This window comes from Kistimonas ophiarachnellae (genome assembly GCF_057552235.1).
The window spans coordinates 191,481-214,088 of record NZ_BAAJPA010000001.1; the positions used below are offsets into that span (position 1 = coordinate 191,481).

Sequence of the window (22,608 nt, forward strand, 5' to 3'; positions counted from 1 at the left end):
TCAGCTTGTGTAAAGCCTGTTATTGTTCTTGAGTTAAGACGCTATCAGAACACTTCTTTGTCATCACGGTGTTTCAGTTATAGACGCAAAATGCCCGGGTAACATCATAAGCAGGTAGCGTGCCATTCCCGGGTTGCTGGTCAGAATATTATGTGATGCCGGAATTGCGCTGGTATCACTAAAGAGGAATACTAGTGCCGTGAGAGAACAGGCTGTTGTCGTATCAGTGTGTTTGTCTGATCGTTGTGCAGCCATACCTTAACGTATCCTGTTGCGGGGCATGGATTATGAGCACCAGTATAATGACAAAAAAAAGTGGGGTTCTGCCTGTACCGAAGACTGCACACAAAGCGGCAATCCGGGAAGCGAATGTTCGTAAAATCCTGGCGGCAGCGACTCGCTGTTTCGCTACCAACGGTTATAAAGGCACCAGCACGGGTGACATTGCCCGCCTGATCAACCTGCCTAAATCGAATGTGCATTATTATTTCCCGTCCAAGCAGGATCTTTACCTTGAAGTTCTCAAGACAACGGCGCAGGCCTGGATGCAGGATGCGGATGTATTTCTCTATGAACATGACCCGGCACAGTCGCTGATGCTGTATATCACCCAGAAATGCCGCGCCAGCCTGGAGAACCCGGAAGGTTCACGCCTCTGGGCCAATGAGGTCATCAGCGGCGCGCCCTTTGTCAGCGACTACATTACCCATGACGTGAAACCCTGGCTGGATCAGTGCGTCACGGTAATAGACCAGTGGCAGCGGGATCAACTGATTGAACTGGTGGATGGTCGACAGCTGATGTACATGATCTGGTCCAGCACCCAGCACTTTGCGGATTTTGCCGCACAGATCGAACTGTTGGGGGGGAAGGATCAATCCTGGGAATCACAGGTTCAGGCCGGGCATCGAACACTGGTGACAACCCTGCTGAGAGGGTTGGGACTCACCGTGCCTGAGACAATCCCTGAGTTGACGGCCTAAGCGCCGGGCAACCTCTGGTTTAAGGTTACCCGGTGGTAGATCAATTGATCTTATCGACTGACAGCCAGTAGCGGACTTGAGTCTGCACGCTTTTTCAGAACCTCATAGACGGGAGGGTAGGCGGGGCGCTGGATGTAAGTGCCTCGACCAGGATCTGCCCGCAGCTCGCCATCAGACCAGACAACATCCCCCCGGCTGATCGTCGTACTGGCAACGCCCGATACAGTCATACCTTCGAAAACATTGAAATCGACATTCTGATGATGGGTGCTGGCTGAAATGGTGCGGCTCGCGGTGGGGTCCCAGATCACGATATCCGCGTCTGCACCTGCTGCAATCACACCTTTTTTGGGGTAGATATTGAATATCTGCGCGGCGTGGGTCGAGGTAGCTGCCACAAACTCAGGTACAGAAAGACGACCGCTGTCCACACCGGTATCCCATAACACGCTCATGCGGTCTTCAATGCCTGCAGTGCCATTGGGTATTTTGGTGAAATCATCCCGCCCCATGGCTTTCTGTTCGTTGCAGAAACAGCAGTGATCGGTGGCAGTGGTCTGCAGGGTGCCACATTGCAGGGCTTTCCACAGTGCATCCTGGTGTTCCTTGCTGCGGAAAGGCGGACTCATTACATGGGCTGCGGCTGTCGTCCAGTCAGGATCACGATAAACACTGTCGTCAATCACCAGGTGGCCGGCCAGCACTTCACCAAAGACTTTCATGCCTTTTGAGCGGGCGTAGGCGATTTCATCGGCAGCATCCTGGGTTGAGACATGGACAATGTAGATGGGGGTGCCCAATGTGCCGGCAATCCTTATGGCGCGGCTGGCGGCTTCACCTTCGACCAGTGGCGGCCTGGAAAGAGGATGGGCTTCAGGCCCTGTCAGTCCTTCCCTGAGAAGTTTATGCTGAAGATGCCAGACCAGTTCACCATTTTCAGCATGCACCGTGGGAATAGCGCCCAGTTCCAGGCAGCGGCTGAAGCTGGCGACAAGAATGTCATCGGGCGCCATGATGGCGCCTTTGTAGGCCATGAAGTGCTTGAAACTGTTGACGCCATGGTCACGTACCAGCGTTCCCATGTCCTCATAAACGCTGTCATCCCACCAGGTGACCGCCACATGGAACGTGTAATCCGCAGCCGCTTTCTCGGCCCATCCCCGCCATTTGTGATAGGCATCCAGCAGGCGTTCGCCGGGGGACGGGATGACAAAATCAATAATACTGGTTGTCCCGCCGGCCAGTCCGGCGCAGGTCCCGGTGTAAAAATCCTCGCTGGCCACCGTTCCCATAAACGGCAACTGCATATGGGTGTGGGGGTCGATCCCGCCGGGCATGACATAGCAACCGTCAGCATCAACGATGTCGCAACCGGCTGGCGGCTCGATAGAATCGTTCACTGCAACGATCTGGTCTGCTTCACAGAGAACGTCGGCTCGAAAGGTACGGTCATGGTTGGCGACGGTGCCGCCCCGGATCAAAAGTGTCATGGCAGGTCTCCTTATTCAGGCTGGGTCAGCCGCTGGTACTGGCCGGGACGACGGTCGCGGAAGAACTGCCACTGGTTACGGACATCCTGTACCTGTTGCATATCCAGGTCATGAATCAGCAGTTCGTCGTCTGTGGCGCTGGCCTGCGCCTCAATGGTTCCCCGGGGATTAACGAAATAAGACGAGCCGTAGAATTCACCAATATCCCATGGAGATTCTGTCCCGACACGGTTAATGGCCGCGATATAACAGCCATTGGCGGCTGCGGCGGCGGGTTGTTCAAGCTCCCACAGGTATTGGGAAAGCCCCTTTACCGTGGCGGAGGGATTAAAAATGATCTCAGCACCGTTGAGCGCCAGGGCGCGCCAGCCTTCCGGGAAATGACGGTCGTAGCAGATATAAACGCCGATTTTTCCATATCGGGTTTCAAAGACCGGCCAGCCGGAGCTGCCGGGTTTGAAGAAGAATTTCTCCCAGAAACCGGCGACCTGCGGGATATGGGTCTTGCGGTATTTGCCGAGATAGCTGCCATCGGCATCAATGACCGCCGCCGTGTTGTAGTAGACGCCGGTCATCGCCTTTTCATAGATCGGGACGACGATGACCATCTGGTGTTTTCTGGCGTAGTCCTGCATGAGCCGTGTCGTTGGACCTTCGGGAACGGCCTCGGCAGCTGCGTACCAGCGGCTATCCTGGCTCGGGCAGAAATAGGGTTGGGTGAAGACCTCCTGAAAACAGAGTATCCGGACGCCGGCCTTGCCGGCCTGCTCTATGTAGGGAATGTGTGCCTCCAGCATGATGTCACGAATCTGTTCTGGTGATTCGCGGGTATCTGCTTTCAGGCCCAGTTGGATAAGTCCACAGCGAAGCGTCGACATGGTCTGATCTCCTCATGTTGTCCTTATGTCCAGATCATCGGGAGTAATCCGGAGTGGCCGGTGGGTAAGGCCCGCTCTACTGCACAACGTCAGAGCATCTTTTTTCAATGGTTCTTGCGCATGTGCCCCGTTCTTGTGTGGGGAGTGAGTGTAGTCAGTGAATGTTGGCCGTGTTGGAACGGTATCCGGGCGGGTTTTGAGGATCCGCCGGCTTGTCTGCCGGAGAGATTGTCCAGGTACGGCGGATAGTGACTATGCAGATACCATGCCATACCTGAATATGTGGTCAGGAATAAGGAGTGAACAACTGAATCAGTTCCACCACTGGTAGAAGTGGTGTACAGGACCATGACCTTTGCCGATCGTCAGGGTGTCCGCCTGGGCAATGGCCTGGGCAATATAGTCTTTGGCGGTTTTGACGGCATCCACCAGGGTGACGTCCCTGGCAAGAAGGGCGGTAATCGCAGAGGATAAGGTGCAGCCGGTGCCGTGGGTATTCCGGGTCTGGATACGCTGGGAACGTAAATGATAGATATCCGTACCATCGAACAGAATATCGGTACTCTCAGATTCCTTCAGATGCCCGCCTTTCACCAATACAGCCTGGCAGCCCAGTGCCATCAGGGGTTCAACCATATTCTCCATATCCCGGGACGTTTCCGGCACCGGACAATCGAGCAGGACAGCGGCTTCCATCAGGTTGGGTGTGATCAAGCTGGCCATCGGGATCAGGCGTTGTTTCAGTGAGGCTATCGCTTCATCCTGCAGCAACCGGTCACCGCTGGTGGCGACCATGACAGGGTCCAGCACAATGTGTTTATTGCGCTGGCTTTCAAGCCCGTCAGCGACGGCATTGATGCTATCTGTACGACTGAGCATCCCGATCTTGATGGCCTTCACATCAATATCGGAGAACACGGAGTCCATCTGCTGGCGGATGAATGCGGGTTCGACGTCCGCAATACCCTGAACACCCTGTGTGTTCTGGGCTGTCAGCGCGGTGATGACCGAACAGCCGTAAGCGCCCAGTGCAGAAAAGGCCTTGAGATCAGCCTGGATACCAGCGCCGCCACCACTGTCAGAACCGGCGATTGTCAGGGCAATGGGTGTTGTCATGAGGGTATCAGTTATGCGTTGCGAAAGGGGCTGGGTAGTTTGGCGTATTTAGGGCAGGTTGGAAACCCGCTATTCCAAGGCTTTCAGTATTGGTGATACTCGTCGCTGTATAACGTTGAAACAATAAAAAGCGGCTTTAAAGCCGCTTTTTATTGTCATTGGTCAAGCAGATTATAAATCATGGTTTTCTTTGTAGGAGCAGCCGAGGCAGCGAACGAACGTGGCTTTGGCAGGTTCAAGAACGAGTTTGTCTGCGGCCTGGTTGATATTGCCACCCAGTGCAGAGAAAGGAGAGCTGACAATAAAAATCACGGTACCCACTGCGGTTGTTGCCAGCAGAAGAGGCCGTGCCAGAACTAGGTCTGTTGTCATGGTGAAGAAACCGGGATCTTCAGTACGCGCCTGCAGGGTATTTTTGTTCACTTCCAGCATTTGAACGTCGCCTTCATTGGCGTGTGCTGGCGAGGTAAATAACAGGATGGTCGTCAGAAGAGTAGTCACTACTGCGAGAAATCGCTTTTTCATGGGATTGTCGCCTCCCCGGCCCGGATAGGATCATTATTCAATTTATGTCTCAATTATATCAGTTATCTTGCCCGACGGTATGGATTGTCAAGTTTTGTCAGTCATGATGAGGGCTGATTGAGAACCGGTTAGTCATTTTCCTGTATAAACCGCTTCAGCTGATTGGCAATAATGTCATGCGCTAACGTTGTCGGGTGTAAGTCATCAAAGAAGAGATGTTTTTTGCAGGCATATCCCTCCCGGTAAAGTGGGAATGACGAAAATACCAATGGGGTTAACTGTCTGCTCAGCCAGGTGATGGGGTCATCAGTGTTATCTGATCCGATATCCTGATGATGACGCCATATACCGCCGGTGTAACAAGGGGTATCGGTATTCACAAGGCCGTATTCATTAGGTGCCGCGAGAATATCCTTGAAGGCTGTAAATGCATCGAAGATCCTCAGGAATTCGGGTGAGAACTTACCGGTCAGCGTGGTCACAAGCCGATGGTTATGGTCAAGCGTGATGCGGTGGAAAAGCTCGGCATCGCTATCCTTAACCCTTGGGGTTTCTGCGATATCCGGCAGGTTAATCACGATGACCTGTTTTGCTCCCTTGTGTTTTATTCGCAGGATTTCAATGTAGAGTTCCCGTATCGCACGTTGCCGGTCCCTGGGACTCACCCATTTAAACGTGGCGTAATCGTTTCCCCCCATCCAGATAATGACAAGGTCCGTTGGCAGGAATTGATCGTTTTTCAGGAATTCGGATATCTCTTCACCAAGGTAAGTGATATAGCGATAGGTCAGGGCAAGGCTGTATTTTTTGTAGTCGACCAGCGTTGCTCCGCCCTGGGACATATTCTTTATGGTGTAATGCGCCGACAGTTTATCCGCCCAGACCGGGCCGTTACTAAAGCGACCCTGCCAATAGGGGGGGGAGACGGGAACGCGTTTATTATAGAGTTCAAACAGGTTGCCCTGGTCTGAAAGGCTGTCTCCAAAAATAACCAGCCGCCTGATGATTGCGCCGTCAGACACGGATGGCAGGGGAAAACCAAATGCTATGCATGCAACGATAAGATAGCTTCTTACTGAACGGCCCATCGAATGCTGACTCCGGTTTGATATCGCGTGTGACGACGATCATGGAATAGCCACGCCGGGTATGAAGACGAAACGGGTATGGTTATTGTTGTTTTACTTCCAACGTCAACAGGACGTTGGTTGAGCCTTCTTGTTGGAGGGCGGATCGCCATCAAGGGCTGTAGTGTAGTCTTATATCGGCATCCAGTAGCCTGGCTGCCTGCTCGTGGGCAAATTTGGACGGATGAATGGCATCCATGTAAAGGTACCCATGGCATTCGGGTGTTTTCGTCCAAAACAGCCGGTGTTGGGGGGGCGATGCAAGGATTGGCTGAAAATGCTCTATAAATGCCTGCTGTTCTGGTTGGAGTGGTTGCGACGATTTAGCCTGGCTCCAGGGGCTCCCCCAGTAATCACCGGTGTAACAGGCGTTGCTGACATTCACAAAGCCGAAATCCTGCGGCGCATTGAAGTAATCATCAAAGATCGCTGCGGCGTCAAATATCCGGACAAAGGCCGGATCAAACGCTTGCTCGAAAACGGATTTCATATAAGTGTTGTGGTATTCAGTGACATCCGTCATCAGTGCTGACACCCCTTCCTTACGGGCGATCGGAGACCTGCCCATATTGGGCAGGTTGATGACCAGGATGTGTTTTGCACCATGGCGTTGAATACGCCGGATCTGGATAACATGTTCGAGAACGATCCGTTCGATGTCAGCCGGCTTTGTCCAGTGGTAGCTCATATAATCATTGCCACCGATCCAGATAATGATCAGGTCATCGCTCTTGAACGATGAACGCTTCAGGAACTGGCCGATTTCGTAATCCAGCGTGTTGGCCACCTTGTATTTCAAGTCACTGCTGAAACGGCGATAGTCAACGGCTGCGGCGCCGCCTTCCGCTTCATTAACCAGTGTGTATTTTTCAGCAAGGATGTCGGTCCAGACCGGACCATTACTGAATCGCCCATTCCAGTAGGGGGGAGAGACAGGGATAGCCGCGCTCATTTTACGATACAGTTTTCCCTGGTCCGACAAGCTGTCACCAAAGACGACAAGACGATTAATGAGCAGGTTGTCGTTATTCGCCGTGGCCCGGACAGTGCTGGCCAGGCTAACTATAACTATCAGTAATAATAAGATCGTTCTCTGCATAATCGGGCGCAACGGCGTCGGCATACTTTATAGAGTATTTGACCACAGAGGCGTGTTCCGGTTCCCGCGGGCGACTACCGCTGGCACTGAGGGCAAAAGCAGGTTGAGCGGTTCCCGAGCCTCACCTCCCGGATCGCGGTGCCACAGGCAGTACAGGGTTCACCAGACCGGCCATACATGGCCAGTTCAATGCGGAAATAGCCCGGTTTGCCGTCCCCCCCGACGAAGTCCCTGAGAGTAGTGCCCCCCTGTTCGATCGCCCTGCCGAGAACGTCCCGGATGGCCTGCTCAAGTCGCAGGTACCGGGCCAGTGATAGGCGTCCGGCGGGGCGGTCCGGACGAATACCGGCTCTGAAGAGCGCTTCATTGGCATAGATATTCCCGACACCCACCACGATGTGGTTATCCATGATGAAGGTCTTGATGGCCTGTTTGCGATTGCGTGACTTATGGTACAGGTAGTTGCCTGAAAACCCGGAAGAGAGGGGTTCAGGCCCCAGCGATTGAATCAGCGGGTGGTCATTGATGTTATCCCCTGTCCAGAGCATGGCGCCAAAGCGACGGGGATCGGTAAAACGCAGGACACTGCCAGAATCCAGCTGGAGATCAACATGGTCATGTTTCAGCACCGGTGTTCCTGCCGGGAGAATGCGCAGGCAACCGGACATGCCGAGGTGAATTATCAGTGTACCGTTGTCAGTCGGCAGGAGCAGGTATTTTGCCCGGCGCTGCACGTCATGGATGGTCTGACCTTCAAGTAAAGCCGGCAGGTCACTCGGTACTGGCCAGCGGAGCCTGGGCTCACGAACAATGACCTGTTCCACCCGGTGGTGGCAGACATGTGGAAGGATGCCCCGTCGGGTGGTTTCGACTTCAGGCAACTCGGGCATGGTGTGTTTCCTTGCTGAAGAGATCGTCTGCCGCACAATAACAGCAACGAACAGGTTGTAAACAGTTTGGCTGGGTAAGCCTCTGGATGACATGTGGATAACTGTGATTGCGGTACTGGAGACGCAGGCTGTAATAAGGTGGTCAAAAAATAGCCGGCTATAAAAGCCGGCCGGGTAGGGGATGTGTTCCGATGGTGTCAGACGTTGTCGCTGTTTCTGCGCGCTTCGGCCAGGGCAATGCGGGCAGCACGCAAGACCTTACGCTGCTGCGCCAGATCCTTGCGAATCAGTCGGTAGGTCTTAAGCGCTTCCCTTGCGTTGGTGATTGCAGAGCGCCACTGGTTGATGGCCTGGTAGTAGGACAATTGTCCCCGGCGCCATTGGCTGAAAATATTCCTCAGACTCTGTATGTGCTCACGAAAGCGCTGGCGGCTTTCCCTGAGCTCATTACGCAGTGCCTGCATACGCTGGCGAGCTTCGTTGTATTTATTCTCGGCAGCCTGAAGCCCTGCCTGCTGGTCGGCGTCGGGCGCTTTCAGCGTGGGGTAGAATGCTTCCACAATCGGTGTCGTATGCTTGAGGGTATGGACCGCATCAGCACCATTGGCCGGATCATTTCTGTCCACACCACAGGGTTTGCCCCGGCAGTCGAGGGATGGGCTGGAGAACTTGTAGATTTTTCCAGACCAGTAGTTCACGTTATAGGCGGATTGATAAGCCATCACTGTCGTAAAGTCTCCCTGTACGCCATGGCCTACCGAGTGATCCCAGGTACCGGTGCTGCCCTGTGCGCGGGAATGGCTGAGTCCAAGGTTATGCCCGACTTCATGGGCCGTGACATAGTCACCGCAGACGGTGGCTGTCACGTGGCTGTACATGTACTTTTTATAGGCGGACAGGTCACCCTGTCGGCCTATGCCGCCAACATAGGCAACGCCGCAGCTTTTGTGTGCACTGCTGTAGGGGCGCATCAGGATAACGACATCAGCACGGTGTTGTTCCCGTAATGTCCGGGTGTCTGAGAAAGCGGCATCACGGCCCTTTGCCATGTCGCTCAGGGCAGTGCCGGCGTTGGACGTATCGGAGTAACTCACCTGCCTGATATGCACAGGGCGCAGGGTGAGATCCAGACCGCTGTCTTCATAGATTTTATTGGTGACACTGACCAGGTGGTTGATCCGTGTGTCGGCGTTACCGTTGTAGCGTTCGCTAAGGCCAGGGGTATGCAGGATCATCGCGTCAAGATAGGTTTCGGCCATGGCCTGGGTGGCAAGTGCAGCACTCAGCGTCATCGTGGCAATGCCTGCTGCCAGTTGTCGTCGCCAGGGGCGTGTTGTTATGCCCGGGCTGTCAGTGTGTGGGTGTTGTCTGTTATGCATGGCCATCTCCTTTGACATCAAATACCGGAAATTCTTTTTAGGCTTCACATCATGCGGGTATCGTCCGATACTGCCCGGGTCATCCATCAGTGCTGATGGTCGCTTTCCATTGGGACTATGGCATCGGTCTCTGCGGTTTCCAGCATGGAGCGAGGAGGATTCTTGTAGATCCAGCCCTGTCCGTTGATGGTTTCCATCGAATAGCTGCCGTAAGGGCTGGTGATGGTCGCGAAGCTGGCGTTTTCACCCTGGGTGATGATGACAGGGTAGGTGCCACCATCCGGGCTTTGGGTGTCGGCCAGATAACCGGTCAGTGTCTTGTCGCCATTACCGTTGTAGGTTGTTTTCTCAATCACCGCGTCAAACTGATGATTGCCCGGCAGGGTGAAGTTGATGCTGTCGCCGGTTGCAATGACATCAAGCTCGTCTGAATCAATGTTGATAGCGGTCCTGTCCGTGACTTCTTCCGGCAGCGTTAACAAGCCATCAGCAGGGAGATTATCGGTTGGCGTCCAGAGCGTAATTGATAACGACTGGGTATCCTGTAAAGGCTCATCATCGACGGTCTGGGCCAGTTCATCGTTGAAACTGTCAATCAGTTGATTGAGTTCAGCGATTTCACTGTCTCCAATCTCGGCACCATCAGCAGTTGGTGGCTGGTTATAACCATCGTTTGAAAGGTGTTCTTGCTGTTGAGAGAGTGACTGAGGGGATGAATTATTCTGGGAGTGAATCCAATAGCCTGCTGAACCGACCGATAAAATGACGGCTGCGGCCACGAACGGTATTTTTTTTTTGCATACTTGTCCCTGCGTACCATTATTTCAGGTTGCAAAAAGCCACCGGAATAACAAAGTTATCCGGTTCCATTTTTTTAATTGTTACTGAAAAAAATTAAAGCACTCTTATGGTTGTTAGTGCTAATAATTAATCTGCATGTTTTATAAGGTCAGTATTCAGTTTCAGGTATTGATTAACAATTGCTTCAGAAAATCATTTGTTGATGAACATTTCTTTGTTTTGATAACCCAATAAATGATAAAACTAATAATATTCAGTGCCTATATTCACTTTTTATCTAGCGTTTTTTCAGACCGTATGAATGGAGGTCAGCCATGGATTTTGAATACCTGGATATCAGTCCAGAGGTGGCCGAAGCATTGGATGCCGGGCGACCGGTGGTTGCATTGGAATCCACGATCCTCAGTCATGGCATGCCCTGGCCCAGAAATGCAGAAATGGCGCATGCGGTGGAAACCATTGTTCGACAGGCCGGCGCCATACCGGCGACGACCGCCATTCTGAATGGGCGACTGAAAGCCGGTTTGACGGAAGCCGAGATCGATGGCATTGGCCGACAGGGGCAACGTATGCATAAGGCCAGCCGACGGGATTTGCCCTGGCTGATGGCGACCGGAGGGAATGGATCAACGACAGTCGCCTCAACCATGATCATTGCGTCACTGGCGGGTATTCGTATATTTGCCACCGGAGGAATTGGCGGCGTTCACCGGGGGGCACAGGAAACCTTTGATATTTCGGCGGATTTGCAGGAGCTGGCCAGAACCCCCGTGGCTGTCGTCTGCTCAGGGCCCAAAATCATTCTGGATATTGGCCTGACGCGGGAATACCTGGAGACTCATGGTGTTACCATCATCGGCTACGGGACTGACAGTCTGCCGGCATTCTATGTTCGTGACAGTGCATTTTCTGTTGATTGCCGGGCCGACAGCCCGTCAACGGTTGCTTCCATCCTTCAGGCTCGTTGGTCACTGGGGCTGGATGGTGGATTACTCATCGCTAACCCGGTTGATGAGACGCTGGCAATGGCCGCTGATGAAGTCGAGGGCATACTGGCACAGGCGCTGGAACAAATGGCCAGTGCGGGTATTAGCGGCAAAGCCATTACTCCCTGGTTGCTGAAAAAACTGCATACCGCCAGTGGCGGTAAAACCTTGTCCACGAATATTGGTTTGATTAAAAGTAATGCTCGCCTTGCGGCTGAAATTGCCTGTGTGTTGAACAAGGAAACCGTGCCGTCCGGGAATTAAGGTATTGCTCAACCGACTTTGTTAACGTTGCAGGAAAAAGCCATGAACCGGTTCAGTACAATCGTTTCAGGAATCATTTTCCCGGGAAATTCTCGTTTTTGCTGACGAGAACGTTTTTGGATATTTTTGAATTGATTCCATGTTATGGCATTGAAAAAGAGTGGGCAGCTATTCACTGACCGGATGTCTCTTTTCGTCTCCTTATGCGGTGTGGCGCCATGGATAAGATTCTTCGTGGCATCTCGACCACCTGCGGTGACTAAAGTGCCTTGTCTGCATCTGGAACGGTGAATCATAAATCGGGCAGCCTTACCTGCTAGTAAAGAAACAATATGCATGTATCTCTATAGCGCGTTTCCGGTATTTGGCAATAACGTACTATGGTTGACGTCTTTTCTGATCCGTTCTGACAGCGAGTCTTTCGGGTTTTGCATGGAGTTGTTGCGGCCTCTCTCTTATAATTCCGAGCTTTCTCGACTGGCGACAGGAACGTATTGTCACCCATGAGCAAGATCAGAACTCTCACCGGTATCACCACAACCGGTACGCCCCACCTTGGCAATTATGTCGGGGCGATTCGCCCGGCCATTCAATCCAGCCTGCAGGATGATACGGAATCATTCTTTTTCCTGGCGGATTACCATGCGCTGATCAAGTGCTGGGACCCGGAGCGTGTACATGAATCCGCCCGCGAGATTGCCGCAACCTGGCTGGCACTTGGGCTGGATACTGACCGGGTGACGTTTTATCGCCAGTCCGATATCCCGGAAATTCCTGAGCTGTGCTGGATCCTGACCTGCATGACCGCCAAGGGGCTGATGAACCGCGCCCATGCCTACAAGGATGCTGTGCAGAAAAATGAAGAAAGCGGCGCCAGGGATCCGGACAAAGGCATCACCATGGGCCTGTTCAGTTATCCGGTACTGATGGCGGCGGATATTCTGATGTTCAATGCCAACAAGGTGCCGGTGGGCAAGGACCAGATCCAGCACCTGGAAATGGCCCGTGATATCGCCGGTCGCTTCAATCACCACTACGGTGAACTGTTTGCCATGCCGGAAGCGGTGGTGGGTGAGACGACAGCGGTCTTGAGCGGCCTTGATGGTCGCAAGATGAGCAAGAGCTACAACAACACCATCCCGCTGTTTGTGCCAGAGAAAAAACTGCGCAAGCTGATCATGAAGATCAAGACCAACAGCCTGGAGCCCGGTGAACCGAAAGATCCGGAGGATTGCACCCTGTTTGAGATCTGGTCAGCCTTTGCGACAGCGGATGAGATTGCCGCCAAGCGTCGTCAGTACGAGGAAGGCGCCGGCTGGGGTCAGCTGAAGCAGGAGCTGTTTGAATACCTGAACGATCACCTGGCAGGTCCCCGTGCCCGTTACGAGGAGTTGCTGCAAGATCCCGGTTTTGTCGAACAGGAGCTGCGCAAAGGGGCTGACAAGGCCCGTAACGAAGCATCCGCCCGCCTGGCGAAGGTACGTCAAGCCGTTGGTATCCGTCCCCTGGGCTGATTGGTTTCTTTTTTGACTATGCCAGGATGACGTAAACCGCTCAGGTCTTTTGCGTCATCCTTTCCGCAGGTCGCGTTAATCTGAACTTTTTGCGCTATCTCGATTCGAAATAAGCAGCCGTTTTCACAGACAGTGTTCTGATTAGTGTTTGCGGGGGCGGCCCACTCTTTTAAGCTTGATTACAGATAGGCAGGATTGATAACAGGGAGCGTCATGGCAACCAACAAGGCCATCGTTACGATTAACCTGACGGCTGAGCAGGTAAAACAATTTTACATGGGGCAAAAGAACCGGGTTCAGGCCTATACAGACGACGGGCAGAGTGTCAGTGTGCCTTACGATATCCTGCTGGAGTTTGTGTCTCATCACGGTATCTACGGCCGGTTCGAGATCCGCTACGATGAGGATGGAAAATTTCGGGGCATCAGTCGTATCAGCTGATCAGTTGCTGGCAATCCAGGTCATCAAAGGCACCCGGCAGGCACAATAGCCGGTTGAGCCACTCTGTATTTGTAAAACGGGTGGTTTCCAGTTGATCCAGGAACCCGCTTCTCCCTGGTTGGATTTGTGCGCGAATTAATCATTATGGGAGGAATAATATACCCTGCAAACCTCTGCAGGTGATGCTGGAGTGATCCTTGGGGTCAAGGGCAATTGAAAATTTTAATTTTACCTGCGAGGAATGCTCCCATTTATCTTTACCGCGCAGATCTGCCATGACAAGCGTCTTATTAAACAGGGTGTTCCATACTTTAACCGGCTTGCGCTGTATTTTGTAGGTAATAATGATTTTATCGGATTCTTGCTCCTTCCTTAGCTGGATTGACCAACCTTCACTGCCAGCAATCAGTGTGCCTTCTCCAAATGACGGGCACATAAGTCCCATGGCAATAGCGTTCTGTACGGCAATGGTCGGATTCTGATTGGCATACCTGCAGATATGTTGCATTGTCTCTTCATCACCATTAGCGAGTCGCGAAATTTCATCAACGGCAAATGCCTGTTTCTCTTCGAAGTTTAATTCATCCCACGTCTTATTATTGGGTGGGGGACGCTTGCTACCGTCCTCATTTAGAAAGTCGTATGATAATCCGGCGATATCCCTATTGAATATTTTGGGTAATCTCAATGTGCTGTATTGCACCAAGCCTTTATTTGGTGATTTCTCACATGCTTCCATATAGGCTGAAAATTGATCCTCAATCATCTCCATAGTATGTTCTTCAAGTGTTTGTATTTCATCTTGTCCATAATTCTCTGACTTAACTTGTCCACCACTGATATCCAGTGCTATGGGTTCAGCCGTTTTGATAAGTAGTTCGTATTGTTCTTGAGTATTCAACTCATTTACTACCTGATTGAGCCTAAAGTTTACATCACGAAATAAACTGTCAGTCTCTTCCGTTCGGCTAACTGCCCATTGCTTAAATTTATCCTGGGTAGTGAATACATTTAGTGTTTGCGCAACCCGTGTTAAGAAATCCATTTTCTGTGGATCGGGTTTCCAGATAAAACTTGATAACCATTCCAAAAACGTCACTTTCAATCTGAGCATATTGGCACAGTATCCTTTGATGATATGGGTAAATTGCCCCCAGTCATCCACTGTAGGATTGACAGGCAGTTCATTAAGCTTTTCAAAAATATGCTGCTCAAGCTGCTCGATATCTGGGTCATAATACTTTCTCACTGAAATTTTGCTGATAGTGACATATTGGTCAAAATCCTCAGGAATCAGTAGTTGGCGAATATTAGACTCAGCACCGCCACCTGCATGAATTGATGTTCTTTCCTCAAAGACATGCCCCCCTGTAACCTCTTCTGAATCTGAATCTGAACCTTGGTAATCATTGCTGCTATCGTTGGGGGGATACCCACTCGGGCCTTTACTGGGTAGTGGACCAGTGTTCGTTTTAGCGACTGGCATATCATCTTCCGCAGAAGCATCGGCAGATGCCACTCCAGATTCACATTCCGTAATTTTCTCTTCCTGCGCATCAAGCAGGTTCTTTTGTTCTGGAGGTGCTTTCCGGATACCGCGGTAGAAAATAGACTTAAAACCATTGTATATGTCATGGAATATGGATTTTATTCTGTCACGAAAGATCATAGTGGGTTGGACGACCTGAACCTCCGTGGCTGAATGCGTGGTGCTGGATGACCCTCTGGACGAACGCGGTGTTTCGAGGGGGGCGGATTTGATTGTATTGTCTGTTGGTCTCACTTTGTCTCGTGCCTCAAGATACATGTTTGTATTCTGACCCCATGAGTTCACTGAGAGTTCCTGACGATTACAAGATTGTCAGGCGTGACGCTGGTTTGAATCAGGGGCAGTACACCACTGGGAAGGCGTTATGCGTAATTCCTGACAGGGCAGGGTTGCCCAAATGGTCAATGTATAATTTTTATTTTCGTAATAAAAACACCTGTTCTTATTCAGGAGTGCTTATGGACAGGTGGTTTGCCGGGTTTTTGATGCGTTACCGGTTAGGGTTGGGTGTGGCCAGCATTCTGCTGTGTTTGCTTTTATCCACAGGGATAAGCCGGCTGTATTTCGACAGTAACTTTCGAATTTTTTTCAAACCCGACAATCCACAGCTGATGGCCCATGACGCCATGGAGCAGGATTACGTCCGTTCTGACAATGTCGTTTTCACCATCCAGTCACTCAGCAAGGATGTCTTTACCCCGCAGACCCTGCGAACGATTGCCTGGTTGACCGAGGAGAGCTGGCAGATTCCCTACAGCCAGCGGGTAGACTCCGTCACCAATTATCAGCATACCCGCGCCGGGGAGGATGACCTGCTGGTTGAGTTCCTGGTGGAGGATGCCGAGGCGTTGACGCCGGAAGATGCCGCCCGGATCCGGAGCCTGGCACTGGCGCAGAAATCCCTGATCAACCGTCTCCTGGCAAAGGACGGGCAGGCGACCAATATCAACATTCGCCTGAATCTGCCCGAAGACCAGCGGGAGCCCATTGAAAGCGTGATGGCGATGGCCCAGGAAATGAAGGCCCGGGCGGAAGCGGAAAATCCGGACATCAAGGTTCACCTGATGGGCATGGCGGCGGTGAACCAGGCGTTCAACGACATGGCCATGAACGACGCAACCACACTGATGCCGGTGATGTTCCTCATTGTCCTGGTACTGCTGACGGTGCTGATGCGCTCACTGGCGTGTACCCTGGCAACGATTGTCATTATTGCTGTCAGCGTGGCAACCACGATGGGGATTACCGGCTTTATGGGGTTGGCCATCAACCAGGTCAATGCCCTGGCGCCAACGGTGGTGATGACCCTGGTGGTGGCTGACTGTGTCCATGTCCTCGTGGTATTTCTGCAAGGTTTGCGCAGCGGGTTATCAAAGCACGCTGCCCTCGAAGAGAGCATCGAAATTAATTTTCAGGCCATATTCCTGACCAGCCTGACGACGGCTATTGGCTTCCTGGCCATGAACTTCAGTGACAGCCCGCCGTTCCGGGAGCTGGGTACGATTACGGCTATCGGTGTCACCTGCGCGTTTGTGTTTAGCCTGACATTGCTGCCGGTGATTGTCTTGGGCTTGTCTCGCTGGCTGCCTATCAAGGTGCCGGCGAATGGTGCACAGGATATAACGGCCAGATTGCTCGCAGGATTCAGTCGCTTTGTGGTCCGACGTCATCGACCGGTGTTTCTCGCGACTCTGGCCGTGTCCATCCTGATTATCAGCTTTATTCCCCGCAACGAGTTAAACGACAGCATTGTGCATTATTTCAGCAAGGACACGGATATCCGCCAGGCAGCGGATTACCTGCAGGAAAATGTTGCAGGTATGACTGTGATTTCCTATTCGCTGGATTCCGGTGCGTCAGGTGGTATCAATGACCCCGCCTTTCTGACTAAGGCAGAGGCATTCGAGGAGTGGTATAAGCAGCAGGACGACGTCGTGCATGTCACCAGCTACCTGGAAACCATCAAACGACTGAACCGGAATATGCATGGTGATGATCCGGCCTGGCAACGGTTGCCGGATACCCGTGAGGAAGCTTCCCAGTATCAGCTGCTGTATGAATTGTCGCTGCCGTTTGGATTGGATCTCAGTAACCAGCTGACCTTTGATAAATCCGCCCTGCGGGTGGATGTGATTGCCAAGGATCTCAAGGCGCAGGAAATCATCGACCTGGATCAGCTCGCACAGCAGTGGTTTGTTGAAAACGCACTGGAACTGCAGGCGACCGGAACGGGATTGTCACTGATGTTTGCCCATATCGGTCAGCGGAATATCCACAGCATGATCAATGGCAATGTGGTGGCGGTCATTCTGATTTCACTGACCTTGATGCTGGCACTACGTTCGTTCCGCTATGGCCTGTTGAGCATGATCCCCAACGCCTTTCCCGCAGCCATGGCCATGGGCTTTTGGGGAATGGCCGTACAGGAAGTGAATCTGGCGGTTGCCGTCGTTTTTTGTATGACGCTTGGAATTGTTGTAGACGACACAGTGCATTTCCTCAGTAAATACATTAAGGGAAGAAAGCGCGGGTTGTCTCCCGCCGACGCCATCCACGATGTTTTCCACAAGGTCGGCTCCGCCTTGACCATTACGTCCATTACCCTGACCGCAGGTTTCCTGGTGCTGACCTTATCGGATTTCAACGCCAACATGCTGACCGGGCTGATGGTAGCGATCACTATCGTGGTGGCGCTCTTTTTTGACTTCCTGTTTCTGCCGAGCCTGCTGTTAATGCTGGAGTCGGGCAGAAGTGGTGCTAAACCTGAACCCCTTACGAAGAAAACTGCAGCACCGGCTGTCACTGCCCGGGAAGTGGATACCGCGACGTAATTGGTGATTGTCACCAGGCCTGAACAGGGCAGCCCTCGAGAATTATAAAAAAGTGTGATTGGGAGGAATGGAATGGGAAAGCGGATTACGGCGATAGCGGCAATGGCTGCCATGTTACCGGTGTTATCCACATCAGCGTTGACGCCGGAAGAGAAAGGACTGGATATTGCTCACCAGGCGGAAGCCCGGGGGAATGGTTTTGTCGACAGCAAGGCCGAGCTGGAGATGGTGCTGATTAATGCCCGTGGTGACGAAAACCATCGAAAGTTGCGCCAGATGACGCTGGAAGGGCAAGACTCAGACGACAAGTCTTTGATGGTTTTCCTGTCTCCGAAAGACCAGAAAGGCACTGCCTTGCTGACCCATGCCAGTAAAGAAGATGACGATGAGCAGTGGCTTTATCTGCCCGCGGTGAAACGGGTCAAGCGGATTGTTTCCCGGAACAAGTCGGGTCCGTTTGTTGGCAGTGAGTTCTCCTATGAAGACCTGAATCCACAGAATGTGGATGACTATACCTACAAGTATCTGCGGGAGGAGTCCTGCAGTGAGGATGCGTCGGCACTGACCTGCCATGTTATGGAACAGTTTCCCCTGGACAAACACTCGGGCTATTCACGCCTGGTCGTCTGGTTGGATCGCGATGAGCTGCGTGTGCATAAAATCGATTTTTATGATCGCAAGAACAGTCTGCTGAAAACCATGACGGTGTCAGGTTATCAACAGTACAACGACAAATTCTGGCGCCCTGAAACCAGCCTGATGGTCAATCATCAAACGGGCAAAAGTACACGGCTGTTATTCAGCAGTTATGCGTTTGGCACTGGGCTGAAAGAAAAGCATTTTACCAAGAACAGTCTTAAGCGTGCCCGATAAGTGAGTGCTGTTGGTTGTTGCAGATCCATAGCTGTTTTCCTGGCGGCCGGGTTGTGGAGTGTCCTGGCCTGTGGGGAAGAATGGTCTGGCAGGTTGTCACTGGAGACCCGTCAGTTTTTCCACAAGGGGCTTCAGGGGCAGCCGCGCAGCCATTACTCGGCCAGTGGTACGGTGGATTATTACGAAGACTGGAATGATGGCTTCGACAGTCTGAATGTTTCCGTCTTCGGCCGGCTCGACAGTGTGGATGAAGAACGCACCCATGCGGATATCCGCGAGCTGAGCTGGATTCATGTGGCTGATGACTATGAACTCCGTACCGGTATCCGCAAGGTCTTCTGGGGTGTCACCGAGGGTATTCACCTGGTGGACATCATTAACCAGACGGACCTGGTGGAAGGGTTTGAAGGTGAGGAAAAGCTCGGTCAGCCCATGGTCAACCTGTCATTTGAGCGGGACTGGGGCCTGGTTGATCTTTTCGTTTTGCCCTGGTTTCGTGAACGGACCTTTCCCGGTGATGACGGACGACTGAGAATTCCTGTTCCTGTGAATAGTAACGATGCGATCTATGCGTCAGGTGCCGGACAGCATCGGCTGGATCTGGCCGCTCGCTGGAGTCACAGCCTGGGTGACCTGGAGATCGGTCTGTCACATTTTTCCGGTACCAGCCGTGAGCCCCGGTTCACGTTACAGGCAGTGGGGGATAATGGTCAGGGCGTACCGACAGCGGCAGAGCTTATCCCGGTTTATGAAACCATTGACCAGACAGGGCTCGAGTTGCAATACAGCCTGTCAGACTGGGTGCTGAAGCTGGAAGCGATCAGCCGTTCCGGGCAGGGGCGCCGCTTCACCGCACTGACGACGGGGGTTGAGTATACACAGGTCGGTATCCTCGGCAGTCGTATTGACCTGGGCTGGGTGGTCGAATACGCCTTTGATGATCGCAAGCGCCTGGCGCCAGCGGGTAACATGGAGCACGATATCCTGCTGGCGACACGCTGGAACTTTAATGATGCCGACAACAGCTATGCACTGGCAGGCCTGTTCTGGGATCATTTATCCCATGAGCGTTTGTTTTCGCTGGAAGCCAATACCCGGTTAACGGAAAACCTGCTGTTGAATATTAACCTGGTGCTGGTGGATAGCCGTGAGCTGAAATCCGAGGATGCAGCAAGATTAGCTGCTTTGATTAATCCGAATTCCCCACAATCCAGTATTAATGTAGCCGCTGATGAAATTCTTGATTATTACAGTGTGCGTAAAATGGGATTTATACGGCAGGATGATTATCTTCAGATAGCGCTGTCCTGGTATTTTTAAGCCTATATTTGTTGCCAGTGGCCAGAGGATATAAAAGGCCAGATAAATTTCAGTATAAGGATGTGTTTTGAAATCTATCTGGCACTATGCTCTATCAAATTACCTTTGTTGCACTTGCGTTGGTTTTAACAGATTCGCAACGTGATGATGTCCATTTTCGATAGCATAGGCTAAAGCCGTGTAACCGCGCATATCAACGTGTTTAGGTCTGACGGTATGGTAGCATTTCAGCATTTTTTTGACGACTTCGTAACGCCCTTTCTCGGCAGCCAGATGCAATGGTGTTTTTCCTTCCAGGCTATCAATGACCTTGCCCACATTTGCATGATGCTCAATGAGATTAAATAAAACAGCATCAGGTTGCATCGGGCTGGCTAAAAGAGCGGCAGCTAAAGGAGTGATTTTTTTATCTTGAGTTTTCTCGCTATCCCCTATGCTGACCACGTCAACTGTTGCTCTATAGTATAAGAGCTTAGATACGACTTCTGTCGCATTACTAAGAGAGTGGCACACCATGACCAATACATACCTGCCGAGTGAATCCAGATCATTGAATGCTGCTCCGTAGCTGTAAAGCAGATCAATGCATTCAGTATGTCGTTTCAGGCTGGCGGTCATCAACGGTGAGTAACCATGCTTGCTTTCCTTGTTGATATCTGCACAGTTGCTACTGTGACTGATAAGCGCTTTTGCTGTTTCGACCATACCGTTGCGACAGGCTAGACACAATGCTGTTTTACCATCTCCGGCGAACTCATCTGGTTTTGCGCCTGCATTGAGTAAAAGCGTCATAATCTTGGGGTAAGAGCCTTCATCACCATACGAGGCTGCGAGGACAACCTGGTGTACCGGAGCATAGTGATCTTTATTTTGCGCGTTGACATCAACTCTCTTATTCATATCTGTTTGCGGACTGACCAATACACTTACGACATTTTCATGACCTTCACTGATCGCAATTTCCAGTGCGTTGCGGGAATGCTTATCGCGTAGTGAGGGATCGAGATTGCTGGTAAGCAATGCTTTAGTCAACGCTGCATTACCAGCGGCGGCTGCCTTGTGTAGTGCTGTCTGGCCATTTTCGTCGACCGCGTTAGGATTAACGGTCGTAGTCAAAATCTTTTGCACAACAGAGGGATTGGCGCTGTGGCTTGGTACGGCAGCTGCATAGTGAAGTGGTGTCATCTTGGCCTTGTCTGCAACAGCAAAACTGGCTTGTTTGCTAACCAGCGTTTCCACAATCTTAATCTTCCCGGACATCGCGGCTGCATGAGCCGCAGTTCTTTTTTGCTTGGAAGACTTATTAAGATCTTTAGGTATTTTTGTTTTTTTATTATCTATAATACATTGTAATGTCTCATTGCTGCCTGATAAACAAGCTGCATATATAACGCTTTCCCCCTTACCATTTTTTTTTGTGTAGGGGACTTGCTTGACAGCCATCTTTGAAAGTAGTTCGACTGAGCCCATTCTTGCGGCTATGTGTATGGGAGTATCTCCGGGCTCGTTTACATTCAATGCATTGACTTTGTACTGGAGTAGTATTTCTGCCGCCGCGACTTGATTACACATTACGGCAAGCTGCAAAGGTGTGTTCTTTTTAAGATCTTTTGTGTCAACCGTGGCTTTGATTTTTTTGTCCTCAAGAAGTAGCTGCAGTATACCCGTGTGCCCCAGGCTGGCAGCGCTGTGAATTGCATTTTGTCCAAATTTGTTAGTTAACTTAGTGTTGGGGGTTTGTGCCATTATGGCGTTTACAATCTCTTTTTCAGCATCTCCATCTCCCAGTTCTGCTGCGAGATTTAAGAAAGTCTGGCCGTTTTGATCTCGGCAATTGATATCTTCTATTGCTTGTATTTGGCGAAGGATCGGCTGTTTATGTTTAGTGTAAGAACTAGCCACCTTATATTCTCTCATTAATCTAAAGAGTTTTTGTTCATTAGATTCGGTGGGTATTTTAGATTTTGTTGTGTCTTTTTCTTTGCCTTTGGGGTCTGCGGGTGTAGCCATCTTTGTGTATGCTTGCCCAGATGCTTTAGTAGGTTGCATAGATCATTCTCCTGTTACGATTAAACAAATATGTTTTCACATTTCTCCAAATGAGCTGTTTCATAAGTCTGCGCATTGTTGTTAACCATCATGAAAATAAGCTCTCATAAGTAATGACCACGCAATTTATGAATTGGTTTTATTGAGTTAACTAACATGTCAGTTTTTTAAAATTGTTTTTTGTTGTTGATGTAAGTGTTTCTGAGAATGTGTAACAGTGTATTTAATGGTTTTTAAAGGTTGTCTGTTGATGGCTTGTTTATAGGTTAGGTGGTGATTTTTTAAAGTGGTTCTATATCTTTGTTGAATGTATTGATTCTTGGTGTGAATTTTTTATCCCATGTGTTAATTGTTATTTTCCGGCATAAGTTATAGATGTTAGTGTTGTTATCGTTTGGATTTGGCTGTATTTATATTTGATCTGTTCGTAATGCAGTGTTTCAGGTTTTTCAATCTTGGATCTGTCAGTATCTAACCGTTCAGTTTTATAAAA

18 protein-coding genes are annotated in these 22,608 nt (G+C 51.1%); 7 read left to right on the forward strand and 11 right to left on the reverse strand.

The window, feature by feature from the left end:
- The first annotated feature begins 287 nt into the window (after positions 1 to 287).
- On the forward strand, positions 288 to 983 hold the full coding sequence (locus tag AC27K1_RS00790; RefSeq protein WP_487147570.1) for a TetR family transcriptional regulator C-terminal domain-containing protein: 696 nt from the start codon (positions 288 to 290) through the stop codon (positions 981 to 983).
- A 50-nt stretch (positions 984 to 1,033) separates the two neighbouring features.
- On the opposite strand, the gene hydA is transcribed toward AC27K1_RS00790, so the two are convergent.
- From hydA to AC27K1_RS00835, 9 genes are all read right to left on the reverse strand, one after another.
- On the reverse strand, positions 1,034 to 2,473 hold the full coding sequence (hydA, locus tag AC27K1_RS00795; RefSeq protein WP_487147571.1) for a dihydropyrimidinase: 1,440 nt from the start codon (positions 2,471 to 2,473) through the stop codon (positions 1,034 to 1,036).
- 11 nt (positions 2,474 to 2,484) lie between these two features.
- Positions 2,485 to 3,351 carry a nitrilase-related carbon-nitrogen hydrolase gene (locus tag AC27K1_RS00800; RefSeq protein ID WP_487147572.1) on the reverse strand — a complete coding sequence of 289 codons (867 nt, stop codon included), beginning with the start codon at positions 3,349 to 3,351 and terminating at the stop codon, positions 2,485 to 2,487.
- Between the two features lie 312 nt (positions 3,352 to 3,663).
- Positions 3,664 to 4,467, reverse strand: a complete 804-nt coding sequence (thiD, locus tag AC27K1_RS00805; protein ID WP_487147573.1) for a bifunctional hydroxymethylpyrimidine kinase/phosphomethylpyrimidine kinase — start codon at positions 4,465 to 4,467, stop codon at positions 3,664 to 3,666.
- Positions 4,468 to 4,638: 171 nt separating this feature from the next.
- A complete protein-coding gene (locus AC27K1_RS00810) occupies positions 4,639 to 4,992 on the reverse strand; it encodes a hypothetical protein (protein WP_487147575.1) in 354 nt (117 codons plus the stop codon).
- Positions 4,993 to 5,120: 128 nt separating this feature from the next.
- On the reverse strand, positions 5,121 to 6,080 hold the full coding sequence (locus tag AC27K1_RS00815) for an SGNH/GDSL hydrolase family protein (RefSeq protein WP_487147576.1): 960 nt from the start codon (positions 6,078 to 6,080) through the stop codon (positions 5,121 to 5,123).
- 151 nt (positions 6,081 to 6,231) lie between these two features.
- Positions 6,232 to 7,218 (reverse strand): SGNH/GDSL hydrolase family protein, encoded by a 987-nt coding sequence (locus AC27K1_RS00820; protein ID WP_487147577.1) that lies wholly within the window; start codon positions 7,216 to 7,218, stop codon positions 6,232 to 6,234.
- A gap of 74 nt (positions 7,219 to 7,292) precedes the next feature.
- Positions 7,293 to 8,108 carry a bifunctional DNA-formamidopyrimidine glycosylase/DNA-(apurinic or apyrimidinic site) lyase gene (gene mutM / locus AC27K1_RS00825; protein ID WP_487147578.1) on the reverse strand — a complete coding sequence of 272 codons (816 nt, stop codon included), beginning with the start codon at positions 8,106 to 8,108 and terminating at the stop codon, positions 7,293 to 7,295.
- Positions 8,109 to 8,305: 197 nt separating this feature from the next.
- Entirely contained in the window at positions 8,306 to 9,487 is a 1,182-nt protein-coding gene (locus AC27K1_RS00830; RefSeq protein ID WP_487147580.1) for a reprolysin-like metallopeptidase, read from the reverse strand.
- 86 nt (positions 9,488 to 9,573) lie between these two features.
- Positions 9,574 to 10,266, reverse strand: coding sequence for a hypothetical protein (locus tag AC27K1_RS00835; protein ID WP_487147582.1), 693 nt, complete (start codon positions 10,264 to 10,266; stop codon positions 9,574 to 9,576).
- A gap of 336 nt (positions 10,267 to 10,602) precedes the next feature.
- Here AC27K1_RS00835 and AC27K1_RS00840 point away from each other — a divergent pair, with 336 nt between their 5' ends.
- From AC27K1_RS00840 to AC27K1_RS00850, 3 genes are all read left to right on the forward strand, one after another.
- Positions 10,603 to 11,538 (forward strand): pseudouridine-5'-phosphate glycosidase, encoded by a 936-nt coding sequence (locus AC27K1_RS00840; protein WP_487147583.1) that lies wholly within the window; start codon positions 10,603 to 10,605, stop codon positions 11,536 to 11,538.
- Between the two features lie 503 nt (positions 11,539 to 12,041).
- Positions 12,042 to 13,052, forward strand: a complete 1,011-nt coding sequence (locus AC27K1_RS00845; protein WP_487147585.1) for a tryptophan--tRNA ligase — start codon at positions 12,042 to 12,044, stop codon at positions 13,050 to 13,052.
- A 213-nt stretch (positions 13,053 to 13,265) separates the two neighbouring features.
- Entirely contained in the window at positions 13,266 to 13,493 is a 228-nt protein-coding gene (locus tag AC27K1_RS00850; RefSeq protein WP_487147587.1) for a DUF2835 family protein, read from the forward strand.
- A gap of 142 nt (positions 13,494 to 13,635) precedes the next feature.
- Here AC27K1_RS00850 and AC27K1_RS00855 read toward each other — a convergent pair whose 3' ends face one another.
- On the reverse strand, positions 13,636 to 15,162 hold the full coding sequence (locus AC27K1_RS00855) for a hypothetical protein (RefSeq protein ID WP_487147588.1): 1,527 nt from the start codon (positions 15,160 to 15,162) through the stop codon (positions 13,636 to 13,638).
- Between the two features lie 338 nt (positions 15,163 to 15,500).
- Here AC27K1_RS00855 and AC27K1_RS00860 point away from each other — a divergent pair, with 338 nt between their 5' ends.
- The 3 genes from AC27K1_RS00860 (at position 15,501) to AC27K1_RS00870 (ending at position 20,066) form a co-directional block, all read left to right on the forward strand.
- A complete protein-coding gene (locus tag AC27K1_RS00860; RefSeq protein WP_487147590.1) occupies positions 15,501 to 17,873 on the forward strand; it encodes an efflux RND transporter permease subunit in 2,373 nt (790 codons plus the stop codon).
- Positions 17,874 to 17,945: 72 nt separating this feature from the next.
- Positions 17,946 to 18,746, forward strand: coding sequence for an outer membrane lipoprotein-sorting protein (locus AC27K1_RS00865; RefSeq protein WP_487147591.1), 801 nt, complete (start codon positions 17,946 to 17,948; stop codon positions 18,744 to 18,746).
- A 51-nt stretch (positions 18,747 to 18,797) separates the two neighbouring features.
- A complete protein-coding gene (locus AC27K1_RS00870; RefSeq protein ID WP_487147592.1) occupies positions 18,798 to 20,066 on the forward strand; it encodes a hypothetical protein in 1,269 nt (422 codons plus the stop codon).
- 99 nt (positions 20,067 to 20,165) lie between these two features.
- Here the strand turns inward: AC27K1_RS00870 and AC27K1_RS00875 are convergent, their stop codons facing one another.
- Positions 20,166 to 22,115, reverse strand: coding sequence for an ankyrin repeat domain-containing protein (locus tag AC27K1_RS00875; RefSeq protein WP_487147593.1), 1,950 nt, complete (start codon positions 22,113 to 22,115; stop codon positions 20,166 to 20,168).
- Positions 22,116 to 22,608 lie beyond the last annotated feature (493 nt).

What these genes read in the sequence shown, in the direction of transcription:
- AC27K1_RS00860 (WP_487147590.1), top strand. Translation starts at nt 15,501, where the DNA reads ATGGACAGGTGGTTTGCCGGGTTTTTGATGCGTTACCGGTTAGGGTTG.
- thiD (WP_487147573.1), bottom strand. Translation starts at nt 4,467, where the DNA reads ATGACAACACCCATTGCCCTGACAATCGCCGGTTCTGACAGTGGTGGC.
- AC27K1_RS00830 (WP_487147580.1), bottom strand. Translation starts at nt 9,487, where the DNA reads ATGCATAACAGACAACACCCACACACTGACAGCCCGGGCATAACAACA.
- AC27K1_RS00790 (WP_487147570.1), top strand. Translation starts at nt 288, where the DNA reads ATGAGCACCAGTATAATGACAAAAAAAAGTGGGGTTCTGCCTGTACCG.
- AC27K1_RS00855 (WP_487147588.1), bottom strand. Translation starts at nt 15,162, where the DNA reads ATGATCTTTCGTGACAGAATAAAATCCATATTCCATGACATATACAAT.
- AC27K1_RS00810 (WP_487147575.1), bottom strand. Translation starts at nt 4,992, where the DNA reads ATGAAAAAGCGATTTCTCGCAGTAGTGACTACTCTTCTGACGACCATC.
- AC27K1_RS00865 (WP_487147591.1), top strand. Translation starts at nt 17,946, where the DNA reads ATGGGAAAGCGGATTACGGCGATAGCGGCAATGGCTGCCATGTTACCG.
- AC27K1_RS00875 (WP_487147593.1), bottom strand. Translation starts at nt 22,115, where the DNA reads ATGCAACCTACTAAAGCATCTGGGCAAGCATACACAAAGATGGCTACA.
- AC27K1_RS00815 (WP_487147576.1), bottom strand. Translation starts at nt 6,080, where the DNA reads ATGGGCCGTTCAGTAAGAAGCTATCTTATCGTTGCATGCATAGCATTT.
- mutM (WP_487147578.1), bottom strand. Translation starts at nt 8,108, where the DNA reads ATGCCCGAGTTGCCTGAAGTCGAAACCACCCGACGGGGCATCCTTCCA.
- AC27K1_RS00840 (WP_487147583.1), top strand. Translation starts at nt 10,603, where the DNA reads ATGGATTTTGAATACCTGGATATCAGTCCAGAGGTGGCCGAAGCATTG.
- AC27K1_RS00845 (WP_487147585.1), top strand. Translation starts at nt 12,042, where the DNA reads ATGAGCAAGATCAGAACTCTCACCGGTATCACCACAACCGGTACGCCC.
- AC27K1_RS00850 (WP_487147587.1), top strand. Translation starts at nt 13,266, where the DNA reads ATGGCAACCAACAAGGCCATCGTTACGATTAACCTGACGGCTGAGCAG.
- AC27K1_RS00820 (WP_487147577.1), bottom strand. Translation starts at nt 7,218, where the DNA reads ATGCAGAGAACGATCTTATTATTACTGATAGTTATAGTTAGCCTGGCC.
- AC27K1_RS00800 (WP_487147572.1), bottom strand. Translation starts at nt 3,351, where the DNA reads ATGTCGACGCTTCGCTGTGGACTTATCCAACTGGGCCTGAAAGCAGAT.
- hydA (WP_487147571.1), bottom strand. Translation starts at nt 2,473, where the DNA reads ATGACACTTTTGATCCGGGGCGGCACCGTCGCCAACCATGACCGTACC.